Genomic DNA, 17383 nt, shown 5'->3' with positions numbered 1-17383 from the left:
GATAGCTATTTAAGTCTAGATTAAAATGACCGTATGAAAATTTATAAAATACTTTTCCCAATTCTTGTTGTTATAGGTATTGGACTTTTAAGCTATCCATTCGTATCAAATTTTTTCGCAGGTATTCAAGAGGAGAGAGTTATTTCTGAATATGAAAAGAACTTTGATCAATATTCAGAAGAAGATTCTGAGAGAGAGATTTTGCTAGCAAAGACGTATAATGACAGCATTTCTGGAGAAAAAATAAAAGATCCGTTTATTCAAAATAGCGGAGCGTCCATACCGGATAATTATATGAGTATATTAAATTTTGATGGGGTCATGGCGACGGTTGAGATACCCAAGATTAAGGTAAAGCTTCCAATATATCATGGCACTAGTGAGAAAATACTGCAAAAGGGGGCTGGACATTTAGTTCAAAGCTCATTTCCAGTCGGTGGTAAGTCAAGTCACGCTGTTATAAGTGCTCATCGAGGGCTACCGAATGCAAAGTTTTTTACAGATTTAGTCAAGCTTAAGAAGAAGGATCAATTCTTTATCAATGTAATGAATGAGACCTTATGTTATGAAATTGACCAGATAAAAAAAGTTGAACCAAGTGAGATAGAAGATTTATTGCCTATTATCAACGAAGATCATGTAACATTAGTTACTTGCGTACCATACGGTGTCAATAGTCATCGACTATTAGTCAGAGGAACAAGGGTTCCATATTCAAAAGAACATTCAGAAATAATAAAAGTGAATAATTATCGTTCAAAGACGTATGTTTGGTTGTTACCGCTTGGATTGTTTATAACTGTAGTTATTTTTGTTTGTAAAAAGAAAAAACACGCCAAAATATAAATGTTTCAACTTACTCATTAATTAAAAGAAGGTGATTCCCACATGGGCCACGTATTAATATTAACCCGAAATATCTTATCCGATGGAGAATTACAAGAAAAGCTGCAGTATTTAAATTACGAAGTATTTTGTTCATCCAGTCTATTTGAATATTTGATTCAACATCAAAACTATCCTGAATTAATGAATCATTTTCAATTCATTATTTTTAGCGAAACGGTTTCAAGTGCTGAAATAAACTTTTTACTGCCGCTTTTTGAAGGGAAAAAGAATCTGATGTTCCGTAAAACGGGTGAAGTCTCAGACTCGGAAGAATTACTGAAGGTGAAGGAAGTAACGACCATTAATTTAACGATGGATTCGTTACGGGAGAAATTGATGGCGTCTAAGTTTTCTCAATCTGAACAAGTCAGCTTTAGAAAAATGGGAATGGAGTCGGGTTTTGGTCAGAAGATCAAGATTCCAGAACAGATGGACCAGCTCAACCTTTCTAAACTGGAAGAAAAAGTATTCAATGAACTGTATTATTCAAATGGTGAAGTGATCACGAGAGAGGCGCTTTGCAACAAGATATGGGGAACCGGTGTAACCAACTCGCATTTATCTCATCTTTCATCAATCATAAAAAAATTGAGAAAGAAAATTGAGAAAATGAATTTGACTGAAGAAGCCATTCGAACTGTTTGGGGAGAAGGCTATCAGCTTTCATCAGATTTCTATAGTGAATAGAATACTTTATAAGTGATTAGGGGATGGAAGTGACTATCTTTTAATCACTTTTTTGTGCTTTCGCCAACTTTCCGCAAAGGATTTTCTTTACAGTGAATCCCTTGCAGTGCTATTGTTTAAGGAAATAAGCCACGAGGAGGCTAATGATGAAGATTGTTGTACTGGATGGTTATGCGTTAAATCCCGGCGATTTAAGCTGGAAGGGTTTTGAAGAATTCGGTAAAGTAACGGTCTACGAGCGTACGTCTTTTACGGATAAGAAGGAGATCATCGCCCGGATTGGGGATGCGGAAGCGATTCTCACGAATAAGACACCGATTGATGAGGAAGTCCTGGCGGCTGTGCCGCAGCTGAAATATATCGGTGTGGTCGCGACAGGTTACAATGTGGTGGATATCGAGGCAGCTAGAAAGCGTGATATTCCGGTAACGAATATTCCTGCATATGGAACAGATGCGGTGGCGCAGTTTACGTTTGCGCTTTTGCTGGAGATCGCGAATCAAGTCGGTGTGCATAATGCGTCTGTCCATCAAGGAGAGTGGCAGCGCAGCGTTGACTTCACGTATCAAAAGACACCATTGATGGAATTGCAGGGAAAGACGCTTGGTTTGATCGGCTACGGCGAGATTGCCCAGGCGACTGCGGCAATCGCTCATGCGTTTCATATGAAAGTCATTTATTGGAATCACCGTCCAAAAGAACCGCAAGCAGAATGGGCGCAGCAAGTATCCATCGATACGCTTTACCAACAAGCAGATATTATTAGTCTGCACGTTCCGCAAACGGCTGATACTCAAGAGATGATCAATCAAGAATCGATCGCCAAAATGAAAGAGGGCGTCATTTTATTAAATACGGCACGGGGCGGTTTGCTGGACGAGGCAGCTGTTGCAACAGCTTTAAATGCAGGCAAGATCTTCGCGGCGGGTCTCGATGTCGTTTCGAAAGAACCGATGGCAGCGGATAATCCTCTGTTGAAGGCGAAGAATTGTTTCATCACGCCGCATATTGCGTGGCGGCCCTTGGAAACGCGGGAACGGTTAATGGGGATCGCAGTGGCTAATTTCGCGGCTTTCTTGGCGGGCGAAGAGAAGAATGTCGTCAATTAGAGCAGATTAGGTGGTCAGGCTGCCATAAGCATCGCGGTTGATTTTGTAATTATATAGTCATCACTACAGATTGTTAGGAGGAGTTTGTATGAATAAAAATGAGGTTTTGGACTATCTTAGTAAGAAGGATATTTGGCATGAAGTGACGGAGCATAAGGCTGTTTATAACATGGCGGAGCTCTCCGAGGTTGCTCTGCCATATCCAGAAGCAGATGCGAAAAATTTATTTGTCCGTGATGATAAAAAGAGAAATTTTTATCTGATCACCATTAAGGGCGATAAAAGAATGAACCTGAAAGAGTTCAGAAAGAAAAACAACACACGCCCGCTGTCATTTTCTTCAGAGGACGATTTAATGAACGTGATGGGATTAATCCCTGGTGCCGTCAGTCCTTTTGGGATTTTGAATGACTCTGACCACAAAGTGCACTTTTTTATTGACGCTGCTTTTCTTGAAGAGCCAGGACTTATTGGCGTTCATCCGAATGACAATACCGCAACAGTCTGGTTAAAGGCCGAAGACTTAGTTAACATCGTGAAAGAGCAAGGCAATCAAGTGACGGTGCTAGAATTCTAAGTTCAATCAAGTAAATTCAGCTTCACTATAAAGCATGATGAATCGTGTCATGCTTTTTTGTCATGTAATCGAATGAAGGATTTTGTTATACTTTTCTCAACTGAAAAGAAACCTACAGCCGATGCTTGTGGGTGATCCTGTTGGCAAATGTGGAAAGGATATAATAAGGTGACGAAACAGAAGAAAGATACGATCTCTAGAGAAGCCTACGTTCGTTTAATAAATAAAACTGAAGACTATGTAGAAAACCATTTAAAAGAAACGATCTCGTTAAGTGATCTAGCTAGACACGCTAATTTGTCAGAGTTTCATTTCCATAGAATTTTTAAAAAATATTCCGCTGAAACGGTGAATGAATTTGTGACACGATTTAAACTAGAGCGAGTAGCGATTTTTATGCGTATTAATCCTAAGCTGTCTATCACAGCTATTGCGATGGACTATGGCTATAATGACTCAAGTTCCTTTAGCCGAACGTTTAAGAAGCATTTTGGGATGAGTCCGAAAAAGTATCGAGAACAGCAAGAATTGTCAAGCAGTGCCATGTGGTTCATGGAATAATAATGACTGTAAGAGCGGAAAGAAAAGGGAGGATTATTATGATTGAACCAATGAGTATCACGACAAAAGAGCTGGAAAATCAAAGAATTATCTATGTCCGTTATCGCGGAAGTTATGCTGGATTTAGAAAACAGAGCAGAAAATTATTCAAAGAGTTGTTCGACTTTGCGACAAAGAATGATCTGATTATTCCTGACGAAACAAAGGTGTTGACCATGTATAACGACAATCCTTTTATAACTGACGGGGATAATCTTCGTACGAGCGTGGCGATGACCATTGCACAAGAGACAAAAATCATTGAAGCGGGGAATATTTGCGAAGCGAGCATCTCGGGGAAATTTGGTGTTGGACACTTCGAGATGTCTGGTAAACAGTATGGCGAAGCGTGGCAATACATGTATCAAGAGTGGCTTTTTAAAGACAAGGCGCAACCAAGAGATGCCGTTCCGTTTGAAATGTATATCACTGAACCGCCGAAAAATTTAAAAGATAAAAGTCTAACGGATATTTATATTCCAATTTTATGATTTTCCATAATTAAAGCCATGACGAGCTTCTGTCATGGCTGTTTCTCTTCTGTTTACTGAAAAAAGATTCAATAGCGAAGGTTTCATAGAGTCGCTCTTCTCAGAGAATAGAATTATTAGATACACAACACAATTTCAGGGAAAATAAAAAATTTTATTGATTCATGCAGAACCATTTAAAGAAGAGAATCCTTTCCAAGAATGTATGAATTTAGCAATTGCAACAGAGTTATACAAAATGATTGGCTCCTTAATATACTTTTGGAAAAAGGGATCATTTATTCTAAAAGTGAAGTAGACCCGTTTAAGATGATGAGTTCAGAGAACGTTTAATGGAAAAAATCAAAGAAACATATTACTCATAAAATTGGTAGCTGGAAAAGAAACAAGGTTTAAAACCAGTTGTTAAGGATTAGAAGGCTCATCGCGCTAGTGGGTCTTTTTTTTTATTTTATTACGAAAATACAAATTAGTGATTACCGTTCTGGGTCTAAAAGTAACCAATTAGGGATTTTTATGTATTTCGCTATCCAAATATGATATTTTTAGTTAATTGATAATAATTATTATATGGAGGAGTTTTCTTATGTCAGGAGCAATTACAGTCACACCCGAACAGCTAAAATCACAAGCGAAGGTATACCAACAAGCGTCACAACAAATTGAGGATGCGATTCGTAAAGTCAATTCAATGAATCAAACGATTTCCCAACAATGGCAAGGGGAAGCATTCCGTGCTTATTTGGAACAATATAGCCAGTTGGAAGGAAACGTGAAACAAATGGAAGAACTGTTGGAAAGTATTCACGGACAGTTAAACAAATACGCGGATACGGTGGCAGAACGTGACCGTCAAGATGCTGGATCATTTGGCTTAAACTAATATCAAAACAGAGCATCAGTACATTATGTGCTGGTGCTTTTTTCAAAAGGAGTATTCGATATGGCAGTAAAAAGTAATCTAGGTGTGGCACAACAACGAGCAAGTGCGTTAAAGAGCGCGGCAGGTAGTTTGACCTCTAGCGGAACAGTGACAAGTGATCCGCAAACAACTGTTGCAGGAAATAAATCCGCTCAAAATTCAGTGAAATCGGCTATCAATGCAGTGAAAAAAGTCACTGAAGCAGTGAACAGTGCTTCTAGTAATATCAATAGTGTAGCGAAAAATTTTGAAGCGATCGATCAAGCAGGAAAAGAGTTGTTCACGAGGCAGAAATTATGATGACTGAAAAGAGAATCAATGAAATTGACAAGCAACAAAAAGATGTGACAAGAAACCAAGAGGTGCTATACGAGCGTCAGCGATCGGCGGATCGATTGACTGATGGGATTGGAACTTATTTTCGACAAACGCAACAGCTATTACAAAAAACAAGAGAAGTATTTCGGAAGAACGATGGCGGTCGTGATTTCGATGAACTCTATTCCTTCTTTTCCCGTGATGCGGGAAAAACGATGGAAGCATTAGGAGAAGAGAAGCGAGAGATTAAACGAACGCAACAATTATTAGAAGAACAGAATCAAGCATTGGTCAAAGAGAAAAAGGCTATTCACAGTGAGGAGAGAAGCAATGAGTATTGATATGTATGTCAGCAGTTCGCAAGCACAAGCAAGTAGTGTCAAAGCAATGTGTCAAAAACAGATCCAAGGATATAACGAGCTTCAACAAGCGATTAATCAATTTGTAATGAGTAGTGCGGAATTGCAGGGGAAAACGTACGATTCTGCAAAACAATATTTTTCAGCCGTCTTATCTCCTTTGTCAAAAGGTGGTATGCTTTTATCTGAGGCAGTTGCAGAAGCGTGTCAGAAGTTTCCAGATGACTATCAATCACAAGTCGATAGCGCGGATTTGAAATCTTCTGAGTTAGAGCAGCAGATCCAACAATATCAGAAGGGGATCAATACCGCTAATTCGATTATTCAAGAGGTTTCAAGCAGCCCGCTGCCGGACCCAGTGAAGAAGATGGTATTAAAGTCGATCAAAAGTGTTAGAGATGGTCAAAAAAAAGCGAAGAAGAAACTAGATAAGAAATTAAAGAAATTAAAAGCGTTTCATGCATCCTCGCCGTCCATCTTTTCTGAGATTGCCGCCTTAGAATCAGCAGTGAATGCAGGAGCATCACAAGCGGGGACTTGTTGGAATGGAAGTACCGGAACATTTAGTGTGCCGAAAGACATGTCGTGGACCGAAACGATTGAGAACAAAGAGTTTGAAAAGAAATATGCAATAGAACGACCAAAAGAAATGTCTGATGAAGAATACCAAGTCTATCTGACGAAATTACGTGCGCAAGAAAAGGATTTACGAGTAGAGGATGGTTGGGATAAATCAGCGATTGAAGAATACTTCAAGGCAGCAAATAAACAAACAAGAGAATTAACGGCGGCAGAGGCGATGGAAAAAATTGCGGAGTTATATAGCCAAACACTGCTAGTTGGTTCTGACTTGTACACTAAAATGTATGAAGCTTGTGGCTATTCAGATCAAGGAAAAATTGACATGGTACTAAAACAGTTAGGCGCAAGAATAGATGAAAATGGAGCACTTCAGCTTACTGGTAGCCACAAGCTTTTTGAAAAAATGCCTCCTCACGCGGAATTTTTAAATACATGGGCTAAAACAGTTCAAAAAGCTTATTCAGGCAAAGAGCTAGATGATGCTAGAGTTCATCAATTGCGGATGTATATCGATCGAAATAACATTAATTATGTACGAACCAAATATGGTGAAGGTGTTTCCGATGAGGAGGCCTTAAGACAATACGCATTAACTGAGCTTGATGGTAAGAAAATGATTGCAGAAAAAGGAAGAAAACACAATAAGTCCTTAAAAACAGAAGGCTACACGCCGGGAAATGAAAACCGTAAACGTACATCGCCTGATTTCCATTCCGAATTCATTTTAAATAATGATGGGAAATTTGTAAGTCAGTGGAATGTTTTAGAAACAGATAAAAACGGAAATGTAATCACAGATTGGGAGTATTACAAGAAGAAATATCCAACAGCAGAAGCACAGAAGAATTTTGAAAGTCAAATTATGAACGGAGAATCATATAATTATGGAAACAAAAACGATAAAGAACATGATAGATTAGATAGTAAGTCTACAAAAAATGACTATTCTTTGAGAAAAAATATTAAGAAAAGTTGGGACGAGCCTAAAGATGATAGAGAATATGATTGGACGAAAATTGATAATAAGAAAGACGACTATTCTGAGAAGCAGAAGTAGGTTAATATGCTTTGTTTTTTTAATTTGTTTAATGACATTGGGAGCTTGTTCCTCAGAAAAAAAATTAACTGAATCAAATTTCAAGTCAATTAGAGCAGGAATGTCAACTAGCAATATAAAGACGAGGATTGGGGAACCTCAAAAAATAGTAAAGAATAAGGAAGAAGTCAAAAATCTTATGGATGAGGACTCCAATTCCTCTACGGATAGATGGTCTAGCGAGAACCCTAATCTATTTAATGAATTTTATGGGGAAAAGAAAGACTATTACTACGATATATTAGATCAAATGAAAGATATAATTTGTTATGAATATGATTATAAGTATGATAAAAAAAGTTCTGATACCGAGAAATGGCATATCTACTTTTACAGAGATGAAGTCGTGTGGATGTCCTTTCCGTAGATATTAGGACATTACGGTTGATTAAGAAGTCCATCGTGTTGATGGGCTTTTTGGTATACTATTCTATATTCGAATAATATATTGAGGTGAAAAAGTGGAGAAAGAGTTTGTAGTATATCAAAGTAAGAGTAAGCAAATTGGACTGTCATTCCTAGGCATACTTATGGTACTTGCAAGTTTTTTTATATTAATTGCAGGAATAGTTGAGACTAAGTATCTATTTATGGTAATAGGCATAATAGGTTTCTTATTTTTCGGAGCTTGTGAACTATACATAGTGAAAAAAGTCTTCTTAGGGAAGAAATTAGTTGTTTTAACAGATGCAGGATTCTATGATTATAGTAGTGCTCTTGCGACAAAAGACCAACTGATCTTGTGGGAAGAGATAGACAAAATTGAAAATAAAAGTATGGTCAATCAATCGTTTGTTTCAGTATATCTAAAAGAACCGGAACAAGTTTTATCTGGTATATCTTCTTTACAGAGAAAGGCAATAGCTGCAAACGTAAAAATGGGGTTTGGGGAAATCAATATAACTCTTCAAAGTGCAAAGTCGTGTAACGATGATCAATTGATTTCAAAAATGAATAGTTTTATTGAAGATACTGTCAAAGAAGAATGAGTTAGATAATAAATGTTAGGTGTTGGCTGCAGTAGGATAAAATCTAATAAGAATTAAATATTTATTGGTTTTTAAAACGCAATAAATATTGATAAAACAACAGATATTCATGACGAAGTGTGGTGTGTGTTTGATAAAGATAGTTTTCAAGCTCAGCAATTCAATAATGCTTGCTTTAAAGCGATAAAAAACGCGAAACGATTAGTCACCGATCATAACCATGGAACTCCCCCCTCTAACCAGTTTCCGGTATGAGCTAGTTGAGGAATTAAATAAATGGTCTCGTAAGAATAGATAGTGATTCCATTGATGATAGTTGAACTAGAAATAAGCCGATCAACCAATAACGGTTAGTCGGCTTATTTTTCTTAGTAACTAACTAGAATAGTGTGTTTCTTCTATTTAAAGAGTTGATCGATTTTGTCAAAGTCTTCATTAGATAAGCGAATATCAACGGCTTTGGCATTGGCTTCGACTTGGTCTGGACGTTTTGCGCCAGGAATGACCACATCGATTTGCGGATGCTTCATATACCAAGCTAAGACCAATTGGGTCACTGACGCGTCATAATCAGCAGCGATCGGTTTCAATTGATCGACTTTTCTGATGATCTCAGTGAAGCGGTCGCCCTTGAAATCTGGATTTTTGCTGCGAAGATCGCTGTCATCGAATTGTGCTTCTTCACTGTATTTTCCAGTCAACAGTCCAGAGTCTAATGGATAGTAGGGAACAAAGCTGATATTATTCGCTTCTAGGTAAGGGAATAGTTCATTTTCATGTTCGCGATGGATCAAGCTGAATCGTTCTTCGACGATATCAACGTAACCGTCTTGATTGGCTTCCTTTAATTGTTCTAATGAAAAGTTCGATACGCCGATCGCACGAATCTTGCCTTCTTCTTTTAATTGATGCAAAGCAGCAACGGCTTCATTTTTCGGAGTTGCCTCATCTGGAAAATGAATGTAGAAAATATCGATATAATCGGTTTGCAGTCTTTGAAGTGCTGCTTCTACTGCATTACGTAGAAATTCAGGAGAGTTGTTGAATTTTCCATCCTGCTGCATGTCATGAGCAGCCTTGGTCGCCACGATCACGCGTGAGCGGTCAAATTCTGGTTCCTGCAAGACTTCACCAATCAATTCCTCCGAACGGCCGCGGCCGTAAGAAAAAGCCGTATCCAATAAGGTGATTCCGCTGTTGATCGCGGTGCGTACAACCTCCTTGCCGATCTCATCGGTCAAGTTCGGGTAAAGATTGTGCCCGCCCACAGCGTTTGTTCCTAAGCCTAAGTCACTTGCATAGACTCGTGATTTTCCAATTCTTACATCTGTCATATAGCATTCGCTCCTTACTTCTCCCGTTTTATTAAAGAAACAGTTATTCTTTTTTAAGTTTAAAATAAAGTGTGAAAAAAAGCGACTATTCTTTTTCATTCTTTCTATATAGTCGGGAAATCACTTGACTTTCACGGCTTTTTTTAGTAGCTTAATAAGAGATAAAAACATCAATGAAATATCTATGAAGGAACTAGTAAATTACAAAAAAACGTACAGAAAAAATTGCCATGGCTGAAAGCAATTTCGTGAAAAGTAATTGAAAGACAGTCTGGAGATGAGCGCGTGCAAAGCCGCTCCGTTACGCAAGCGTTAATTGCTAGAGAAAAAGAGGATGACTCTTTTAAAAAATAGGTGGTACCGCGACGACTTTCGCCCTTGTTCAAACGAACAAGGGCTTTTTGTGAGTTCTGCTTTTCGCAGTTCTTAAATTTTGAGTTGAGGTTGTTGAATTCTGACTAGAGTAAAGAGCAAGCCATCTAGCAGAATCATATGCGTACGAGGATAAAATCATTTTTCTGGTTTTTAGAAAAATGAACTTCCATTTTAAAACGAGTCAGCAGACCAGATTTTATACAAATTAAATACATTAATACGAAAAAGGAGATTAACCATGAGTTATCAGCGACCAAAAGGGACTAATGATATTTTACCGGGAGAAAGCGAAAAATGGCAATTTGTCGAAGAGACTGCCCGCTTAGTCTTCAACGATTATCAATATCAAGAGATCCGCACACCGATTTTTGAACACTATGAAGTGATTGCTCGTAGTGTAGGGGATACCACAGATATCGTATCGAAGGAAATGTATGATTTTTACGATAAAGGCGAGCGTCATGTGACCCTTCGCCCAGAAGGTACCGCTCCGATTGTACGAGCATATGTTGAAAATAAATTATTCGGACCAGAATTCAAGAAGCCTTACAAGGTTTTCTATACTGGACCGATGTTCCGTTATGAACGTCCACAAAAAGGCCGTTTGCGCCAATTTCATCAAATCGGTGTGGAAGCCTTTGGTAGTGAAAATCCAAGCTTAGATGTAGAAGTGATGGCGATGGCGATGGATTTCTTCAAGCAATTAGGGATCAATCAATTGCGTTTGGTGATCAATACATTGGGTGATAAGGAAACACGAGCGAACTACCGTCAAGCGTTGATCACTTATCTTGAAGCCCATGAAGAAGAGTTGAGCGAAGATTCACGTCGTCGTTTACATGAAAATCCACTGCGGGTACTAGATAGTAAAGATCGTAAAGATCAACCAATCGTTGCAGATGCTCCAAGCATCTTAGACTATTTGAGCGACTATGCAAAAGAATATTTTGAGGGTGTTACCAAGACGTTGGAATACCTGGATATTGCTTACGAAATCGATCACCGGATGGTTCGCGGGTTGGATTATTACAATCACACGATCTTCGAAATCATGAGCGACGCGCCGGGAATGGGTGCTCAGACAACGATTTGCGGCGGCGGACGTTATGACGGCTTAGTAGAAGAACTTGGCGGGCCGGAAACACCGGGGATTGGTTTTGCGATGGGAATCGAACGCATTCTATTAACGTTGGAGCAAGAAAATGTTCTGATTCCAAGTGCAGCTAGTCTAGATGCATATGTCGTTGGACTTGGCGAAGCGACGAATATGGAAAGCTTGAAAGTTGTTCAGGCGATTCGCGGATTTGGTTTTTCTGCTGATCGTGACTTTTTAGGGCGAAAAGCCAAAGCCCAATTTAAAACCGCCGACAAAGAAGGAGCGAAGCTTGTCCTTACTTTAGGTGAAGACGAATTGGCAAATGGTGTGATCAATGTGAAGGATTCAGCGACTCGGGAGGAAAAAGCATTTCCGTTGGCAGCAATCTATGAAGACTTTGCGGCAATCTATGATGAAATGACCATGCCGAAGCTTGATTAAACGAAATAAATCTTACTTATAAAGTAGATTACTTAAATAAATGGAGGAATGAAAAAAATGGCTAGACGTACTGTCTATTGCGGACGAGTGTCCGAAGAGTATTTGGATCAAAAAGTAACATTAAAAGGGTGGGTACAAAAACGCCGCGACTTGGGCGGTTTGATCTTTATCGATCTGCGTGATCGTGAAGGTGTTGTACAGGTGGTCTTCAATCCAGAAGAATCAAAAACAGCTTGGGAAGTTGCGGACCAATGCCGTAGCGAGTTTGTGGTTGAAATCACTGGAACGGTCATTCGCCGCGATCCAGGTGCCGTAAACAAAAAAATGTCAACCGGAGATTATGAAGTCAAAGGTGAAGATATCACGATTCTGAACAGTGCGAAAACACCGCCGTTCTCAATCGAAGACGATCAAAATATCAGCGATGAAGTTCGCTTGAAATACCGTTATATGGACTTGCGTCGTCCGAAAATGGCTCAAAACATGATGATGCGTCATCGTTTGACACAATCGGTTCGCCGTTTCTTAGATGACAATGATTTTCTAGATATTGAAACACCTTATTTGGCTAAATCTACGCCAGAAGGTGCTCGTGACTATCTAGTTCCTTCACGTGTGCATGCTGGACATTTTTATGCCTTGCCGCAATCACCGCAAATTTTGAAGCAATTATTAATGACTGCTGGATTTGACCGTTACTATCAAATCGTTCGTTGCTTCCGTGATGAAGATTTACGTGGCGACCGTCAGCCAGAATTTACTCAGATCGATATTGAAACAAGCTTCTTAACCGCTGAAGAGATTCAAGAATACACTGAAGCGATGATCGCACAAGTCATGAAAGATGTGCGTGGCGTTGAAGTAACCTTGCCATTCCCACGAATCACTTGGGATGATGCGATGGAACGTTATGGTTCTGATAAACCCGACACGCGTTTCGATATGGAATTGATTGATGTGACGGATATCGCTGCTGCGACTGACTTTAAAGTATTCCGTATGGCTTCTGATAACGGCGGCGTCGTTAAAGCGTTGAACGCAAAAGGTGCAGCGGATAAATACTCACGTAAAGAATTGGATCGTTTAGGCCAATTCGTCGGACAATTCGGTGCAAAAGGTATGGCTTGGATCAAAGTGGACGAAAATGGTGAATTAACTGGACCGATCGCGAAATTCATGGGCGGTGTCAGCGATGACTTGAAGAAAGCCACGAATGCGGAAGCAGGAGATGTGCTAATGTTCGCAGCGGATCAATTCTTAACTGCTGTGACCGCTTTAGGCGCGGTTCGTTCGAAAGTTGGAAAAGAACTTGGTTTGATCGATGAAGATCGTTTCGACTACCTATGGGTTGTTGATTGGCCGCAGTTTGAATTTGACCAAGAGTTGGGACGTTACGTTTCTGCTCATCATCCATTCACGATGCCGATGGAAAAAGATATCGCAAACTTGAAGGAGCATCCTGAAAAAGTGTACGCGCAAGCGTATGATATCGTCTTGAACGGCTATGAATTAGGCGGCGGGTCATTGCGTATCAATACCCGTGAATTACAAGAGCAAGTCTTTGAAACATTAGGCTTCACTCGGGAAAGTGCCAATGAACAATTCGGCTTCCTATTAGAAGCGCTGGATTATGGTTTCCCTCCAATCGGCGGAATCGCTCTTGGGCTGGATCGTTTTGCGATGTTGTTAGCAGGCGAAGATAATATCCGTGAAGTTATCGCCTTTCCTAAGAATGGTAAAGCGGCAGATCCAATGTCTGATGCGCCAAGTACAGTTTCACCATTACAGCTTTATGAGTTGAATATCAATGTAACTGACATCGAGGAGTAGAAACGTTTTCATAGCGGGTTGCTTACTCGAATTCCGCTAAATTTTTTCCTTAACTCTAAGAATATACTAAGAGAAGTGCCTGCCGCTATGGCAGGTGCTTTCTTTTTTTCATGAAAATAGTATAATGTGAGTGAAATTTTGAAATGAGGCGGACATGACATGATGAAAAAGAAGATAGAGGAGTGGCCCCACCACGATTACGCCACCCGATTATCTGTCGCAGTTGTTTATGCATTTTTGGCGGCGATTGCCGTAAACTTTTTTTACCAGCCAGGACACATTTATTCCAGCGGAGCTACCGGTTTTGCGCAAATCCTTACAACGTTGTCGCATCGCGTGGTTGGCTTCACCGTACCAGTATCGATTACTTTATTTTTGATCAACGTGCCATTATTTTTCTTGGCTTGGTTCAAGATTGGTCATAAGTTTACGATTTTCACCTTCATCACAGTTTTCTTAACATCGTTTTTCATTCATATTATTCCGCAGACGACCTTGACGACGGACCCGATCATCTGTGCGATCTTTGGCGGAGCGATCATGGGTGTCGGAATCGGTTTTGCCTTGAAAAACGGCTTGTCCTCCGGCGGCTTGGATATTTTGAGTATTACGATTCGTAAACGGACAGGGACCTCTGTTGGATCGATCTCCATTATTTTTAACGTCATAATCATGTTGATGGCGGGGATTTTATTTAGCTGGCAATACATGTTTTATTCAGCGCTGGCGATCTTTATGAGCGGGAAATTAACCGATGCGCTTTATACGAAACAACGCAAAATGCAAGTAATGATCGTGACTAAATGCCCAGAGCGGGTGATTAATGGTATTCAAGATCAGATGCGTCGCGGGATCACGATCATCAATGAAGCAGAAGGCGCCTACAAGCATGACAAGCAGACTGTGCTATTTACGGTCGTTACCCGGTTTGAATTGCCGGTATTAGAATCAATCATGCGGGAAAACGATCCTGATGCCTTTGTAAGTATCTCAGAAAACGTACGGATCATGGGTCGTTTTTACGAAGAATCTATGGATTAAAGCTGGGACACCCCGTCTCAGCTTTTTTTGTCAGTTATGCTTTTCGCAGTTTATTAAGTGTGACCCTGCAATTATAGATTTTTACATATAAATCGAACAAACTGTTTAGCATAATGATATGCGCAGTGAAAATCATATTCATTTTTCTGTTTTTGGAAAAATGAATTCCTTAAAGCGAGCTAGCTGTCAGTTATGCTTTTCGCAGTTTATTAAGTGTGACCCTGCAATTATAGATTTTTACATATAAATCGAACAGGCTGTTTAGCATAATGATATGCGCAGTGAAAATCATATTCATTTTTCCTGCTTTTGGAAAAATGAGTTCCTTAAACTGAACTAGCTGCGAGTCCAACTTTTCGCAGTCTTTTGAAGTTTGAACGGGAAAATATTGATTTCCATGAATTGGTGAATAGGTTATTTAGTTGGATCGTATGCGAAACGAAAATAAAACTCATTTTTCTGTTTTTTAGAAAAATGAATCCCCTAATAAGAGCTAGCTGCCAGTTCGATGTCCAATTTCAGCAAGAGTAAAAGAATCGTTTACCCACAAAAATAACCTTATTTTCCATGGCTTCTAACAAGGATATCCTCAAATAGGAGCTAGCTACATAAGGCATTCTCATCAATATTTAGCAAGAAAAAAACTCAAATATTTAGGAAATACTTTTTTTATTGAGAAAATGTTGCAGTTTGCCAGATTTATCCGTATAGTTAATTTGATTACTCTATAGCAAAGTTGGAAAGTAAAATTATGGGAAAAAGACTAAAGCATAGTCGCTATATTACTGGATTTGACGGGATTCGTTCCTTAGCAGTAATCGGCGTAATTTTATATCATTTGATGCCTGCGCAAATGCGTGGCGGGTACCTAGGGGTTCCTGTTTTTTTTGTGGTCTCAGGATATTTGATCACAGATTTATTATTGCAGGAATGGAAGCAGACAGGCCGGATTGATATCAAACAGTTTTATTATCGGCGGATGAAACGTCTGTATCCGGCACTGGTTACGATGCTGGTTGGGGCTTCGGCATACATAACATTGTTCCAAAGAAATCTTTTGAACAATTTACGAGGCAACGTCATCAGCAGCTTGTTCTATGTGAATAATTGGTGGCAGATCAATCATGGGATGTCCTACTTTGATCGCTTTTCTGGCGAATCTCCGTTTACCCATATTTGGTCGTTGGCGGTAGAAACTCAAAATTACATTTTTTGGCCGATCGTTTTTGTTTTATTGATGAAACTGGTGAAGAATAAAGGAAAAGTATTCCTTGGGATTTTGGGAGCGGCACTTTTTTCAGCTATTTTGATGGCGGTATTGTTTGTTCCTGGGCAAGATCCTACTCGTGTATATTATGGGACAGACACACGCTTGTTCTCAATATTATTAGGCGGCGCTTTGGCATTTATCTGGCCGAGTACGCGTTTGAAAGCACAGATTCCGCCGCAAGCGAAAAAAATATTGAACGGGATCGGGCTAGGTTCATTAGTATTATTGATTTTGGCCTTTGTTTTCATGCGAGACGACTTATCGTTTGTTTATTATGGCGGAATGTTCCTAGTAAGTATCATAAGTGTCGTATTAGTCGCCATCACGGCTCATCCGGGAGCTAGCTGGAATCGCTGGTTGACCAACCCTGTTTTTACTTGGATTGGAAAACGCAGCTATGGGATCTATCTTTATCAATTTCCTGTGATGATCTTTTATGAAGCGAAGGTAAATGTGGCAAATCATATGTTCCTTCATACGATCATGGAAATTATTTTGATTCTTTTCGTTACAGAATTGTCTTATCGTTATATTGAAAAACCGCTGCGTGTGTTCAATTACCGCAAGACGTTTGCTTCGCTCAAGAAATCTTTCTGGGCGCCAATCAAAAGCCGCAGAAAAATTGGGTTTATCATTTCTAGTTTACTCACTTTTATCGCGGTAATCGGTATAATCATCGCACCGACAAATAGCGTGGATGCGAATCAACAGGCTTTGCAGAAGCAAATTGAGCAAAATAAAAAAGCTGCGAACAAGACAGAAACACCGCCGTCGGCAAGTGAGGCGACCGATGGAACTGCGCAATCAGAGGAAACAACCAGCAGTACGGAGGCGCCGAAAAGCTTGGCGGAAAAATACGATCTTAGCAATCGTGAAATAACTAAGGCCAAAAATCTAAAGGTGACTGCCTTTGGAGACTCTGTTCTGTTGGCTGGATCGAAAGGGCTGACTGAGATCTTCCCTAAAATGGTCGTTGACGGTGAAGTGGGGCGGCAGTTGAAGGATAGTGCGCCACTGCTGCAAGCCTTGAAAGATAAAGACGAGCTGAACGATACGGTCTTGTTAAGTTTGGGAACGAACGGAGCGTTTGGGAAAGATGACTTTGCTCAAATCATGAATGTTTTGGGAAATGAACGAAAAGTCTTTGTCATCAACACACATGTTCCAACTCGTCGTTGGCAAAATGATGTGAACGCGAATTTAGAGGCAGCTTCGAAAGATTATAAGAATGTTCATTTGATCAATTGGTATGATTTTAGTAATGCGAATCCAGATTGGTTCTATGATGATCAAGTCCATCCGAACGATGTCGGTTCGATTCATTATTGCCACCTGATCGCAAAAGAAATTTTAAAGGGTGTATAAAAGCAAAAAACGT

General features: G+C 39.7%; 16 protein-coding genes and 1 other annotated feature. Of the genes, 15 read left to right on the top strand and 1 reads right to left on the bottom strand.

Annotated elements, in window-relative coordinates; translation table 11 throughout:
• Nucleotides 1–33 precede the first annotated feature (33 nt).
• The 11 genes from IGI38_RS09170 (at nt 34) to IGI38_RS09120 (ending at nt 8618) form a co-directional block, all read left to right on the top strand.
• A complete protein-coding gene (locus IGI38_RS09170) occupies nt 34–846 on the top strand; it encodes a class C sortase (RefSeq protein WP_438729041.1) in 813 nt (270 codons plus the stop codon).
• Between the two features lie 42 nt (nt 847–888).
• Nucleotides 889–1575 carry a winged helix-turn-helix domain-containing protein gene (locus IGI38_RS09165; RefSeq protein WP_438729039.1) on the top strand — a complete coding sequence of 229 codons (687 nt, stop codon included), beginning with the start codon at nt 889–891 and terminating at the stop codon, nt 1573–1575.
• Nucleotides 1576–1721: 146 nt separating this feature from the next.
• Nucleotides 1722–2684 (top strand): D-2-hydroxyacid dehydrogenase, encoded by a 963-nt coding sequence (locus IGI38_RS09160; RefSeq protein WP_438729037.1) that lies wholly within the window; start codon nt 1722–1724, stop codon nt 2682–2684.
• 88 nt (nt 2685–2772) lie between these two features.
• On the top strand, nt 2773–3261 hold the full coding sequence (locus tag IGI38_RS09155) for a prolyl-tRNA synthetase associated domain-containing protein (protein ID WP_438729035.1): 489 nt from the start codon (nt 2773–2775) through the stop codon (nt 3259–3261).
• Nucleotides 3262–3408: 147 nt separating this feature from the next.
• The gene (locus IGI38_RS09150) at nt 3409–3822 is read left to right on the top strand and encodes a helix-turn-helix transcriptional regulator (RefSeq protein WP_438729033.1); all 414 of its coding nucleotides are present in this window, start codon (nt 3409–3411) and stop codon (nt 3820–3822) included.
• Between the two features lie 38 nt (nt 3823–3860).
• Entirely contained in the window at nt 3861–4352 is a 492-nt protein-coding gene (locus IGI38_RS09145; protein ID WP_438729031.1) for an AraC family transcriptional regulator, read from the top strand.
• Nucleotides 4353–4938: 586 nt separating this feature from the next.
• Entirely contained in the window at nt 4939–5235 is a 297-nt protein-coding gene (locus IGI38_RS09140; RefSeq protein ID WP_438729029.1) for a WXG100 family type VII secretion target, read from the top strand.
• 60 nt (nt 5236–5295) lie between these two features.
• On the top strand, nt 5296–5574 hold the full coding sequence (locus tag IGI38_RS09135) for a TIGR04197 family type VII secretion effector (RefSeq protein ID WP_438729027.1): 279 nt from the start codon (nt 5296–5298) through the stop codon (nt 5572–5574).
• A complete protein-coding gene (locus IGI38_RS09130) occupies nt 5571–5933 on the top strand; it encodes a DUF3958 family protein (RefSeq protein ID WP_438729025.1) in 363 nt (120 codons plus the stop codon). The genes IGI38_RS09135 and IGI38_RS09130 overlap by 4 nt, the downstream gene beginning before the upstream one ends.
• Entirely contained in the window at nt 5923–7590 is a 1668-nt protein-coding gene (locus IGI38_RS09125) for a DUF3114 domain-containing protein (RefSeq protein ID WP_438729023.1), read from the top strand. Before IGI38_RS09130 ends, IGI38_RS09125 begins: the two co-directional genes overlap by 11 nt.
• A 500-nt stretch (nt 7591–8090) precedes the next feature.
• On the top strand, nt 8091–8618 hold the full coding sequence (locus IGI38_RS09120; RefSeq protein ID WP_438729021.1) for an STM3941 family protein: 528 nt from the start codon (nt 8091–8093) through the stop codon (nt 8616–8618).
• A gap of 398 nt (nt 8619–9016) precedes the next feature.
• Here the strand turns inward: IGI38_RS09120 and IGI38_RS09115 are convergent, their stop codons facing one another.
• Entirely contained in the window at nt 9017–9952 is a 936-nt protein-coding gene (locus IGI38_RS09115) for an aldo/keto reductase (RefSeq protein WP_438729019.1), read from the bottom strand.
• Between the two features lie 175 nt (nt 9953–10127).
• Nucleotides 10128–10335 (top strand) — a binding site (T-box leader).
• A gap of 230 nt (nt 10336–10565) precedes the next feature.
• Between IGI38_RS09115 and hisS the strand changes: the two genes are divergently transcribed.
• The 4 genes from hisS to IGI38_RS09095 all read left to right on the top strand — a co-directional run bounded on the left by hisS (nt 10566) and on the right by IGI38_RS09095 (nt 17370).
• Complete coding sequence (hisS, locus tag IGI38_RS09110; RefSeq protein WP_438729017.1) at nt 10566–11864, top strand: histidine--tRNA ligase; 1299 nt, start codon at nt 10566–10568, stop codon at nt 11862–11864.
• Nucleotides 11865–11921: 57 nt separating this feature from the next.
• The gene (aspS, locus tag IGI38_RS09105) at nt 11922–13694 is read left to right on the top strand and encodes an aspartate--tRNA ligase (protein WP_438729015.1); all 1773 of its coding nucleotides are present in this window, start codon (nt 11922–11924) and stop codon (nt 13692–13694) included.
• A 162-nt stretch (nt 13695–13856) separates the two neighbouring features.
• Nucleotides 13857–14735 carry a YitT family protein gene (locus IGI38_RS09100; RefSeq protein ID WP_438730393.1) on the top strand — a complete coding sequence of 293 codons (879 nt, stop codon included), beginning with the start codon at nt 13857–13859 and terminating at the stop codon, nt 14733–14735.
• A 751-nt stretch (nt 14736–15486) separates the two neighbouring features.
• The gene (locus tag IGI38_RS09095; protein WP_438729013.1) at nt 15487–17370 is read left to right on the top strand and encodes an acyltransferase family protein; all 1884 of its coding nucleotides are present in this window, start codon (nt 15487–15489) and stop codon (nt 17368–17370) included.
• Nucleotides 17371–17383: the final 13 nt, after the last annotated feature.

The sequence above is a fragment of the Enterococcus sp. AZ128 genome (assembly GCF_051714485.1).
GTDB lineage: Bacteria > Bacillota > Bacilli > Lactobacillales > Enterococcaceae > Enterococcus_A.
This window is presented reverse-complemented; position numbering and strand designations above follow the sequence as displayed.

Excerpts from the sequence above, each read along its gene's own strand:
- IGI38_RS09170 (WP_438729041.1), top strand. The coding sequence starts at position 34 with ATGAAAATTTATAAAATACTTTTCCCAATTCTTGTTGTTATAGGTATT.
- IGI38_RS09165 (WP_438729039.1), top strand. The coding sequence starts at position 889 with ATGGGCCACGTATTAATATTAACCCGAAATATCTTATCCGATGGAGAA.
- IGI38_RS09160 (WP_438729037.1), top strand. The coding sequence starts at position 1,722 with ATGAAGATTGTTGTACTGGATGGTTATGCGTTAAATCCCGGCGATTTA.
- IGI38_RS09155 (WP_438729035.1), top strand. The coding sequence starts at position 2,773 with ATGAATAAAAATGAGGTTTTGGACTATCTTAGTAAGAAGGATATTTGG.
- IGI38_RS09150 (WP_438729033.1), top strand. The coding sequence starts at position 3,409 with ATGTGGAAAGGATATAATAAGGTGACGAAACAGAAGAAAGATACGATC.
- IGI38_RS09145 (WP_438729031.1), top strand. The coding sequence starts at position 3,861 with ATGATTGAACCAATGAGTATCACGACAAAAGAGCTGGAAAATCAAAGA.
- IGI38_RS09140 (WP_438729029.1), top strand. The coding sequence starts at position 4,939 with ATGTCAGGAGCAATTACAGTCACACCCGAACAGCTAAAATCACAAGCG.
- IGI38_RS09135 (WP_438729027.1), top strand. The coding sequence starts at position 5,296 with ATGGCAGTAAAAAGTAATCTAGGTGTGGCACAACAACGAGCAAGTGCG.
- IGI38_RS09130 (WP_438729025.1), top strand. The coding sequence starts at position 5,571 with ATGATGACTGAAAAGAGAATCAATGAAATTGACAAGCAACAAAAAGAT.
- IGI38_RS09125 (WP_438729023.1), top strand. The coding sequence starts at position 5,923 with ATGAGTATTGATATGTATGTCAGCAGTTCGCAAGCACAAGCAAGTAGT.
- IGI38_RS09115 (WP_438729019.1), bottom strand. The coding sequence starts at position 9,952 with ATGACAGATGTAAGAATTGGAAAATCACGAGTCTATGCAAGTGACTTA.
- hisS (WP_438729017.1), top strand. The coding sequence starts at position 10,566 with ATGAGTTATCAGCGACCAAAAGGGACTAATGATATTTTACCGGGAGAA.
- aspS (WP_438729015.1), top strand. The coding sequence starts at position 11,922 with ATGGCTAGACGTACTGTCTATTGCGGACGAGTGTCCGAAGAGTATTTG.
- IGI38_RS09100 (WP_438730393.1), top strand. The coding sequence starts at position 13,857 with ATGAAAAAGAAGATAGAGGAGTGGCCCCACCACGATTACGCCACCCGA.
- IGI38_RS09095 (WP_438729013.1), top strand. The coding sequence starts at position 15,487 with ATGGGAAAAAGACTAAAGCATAGTCGCTATATTACTGGATTTGACGGG.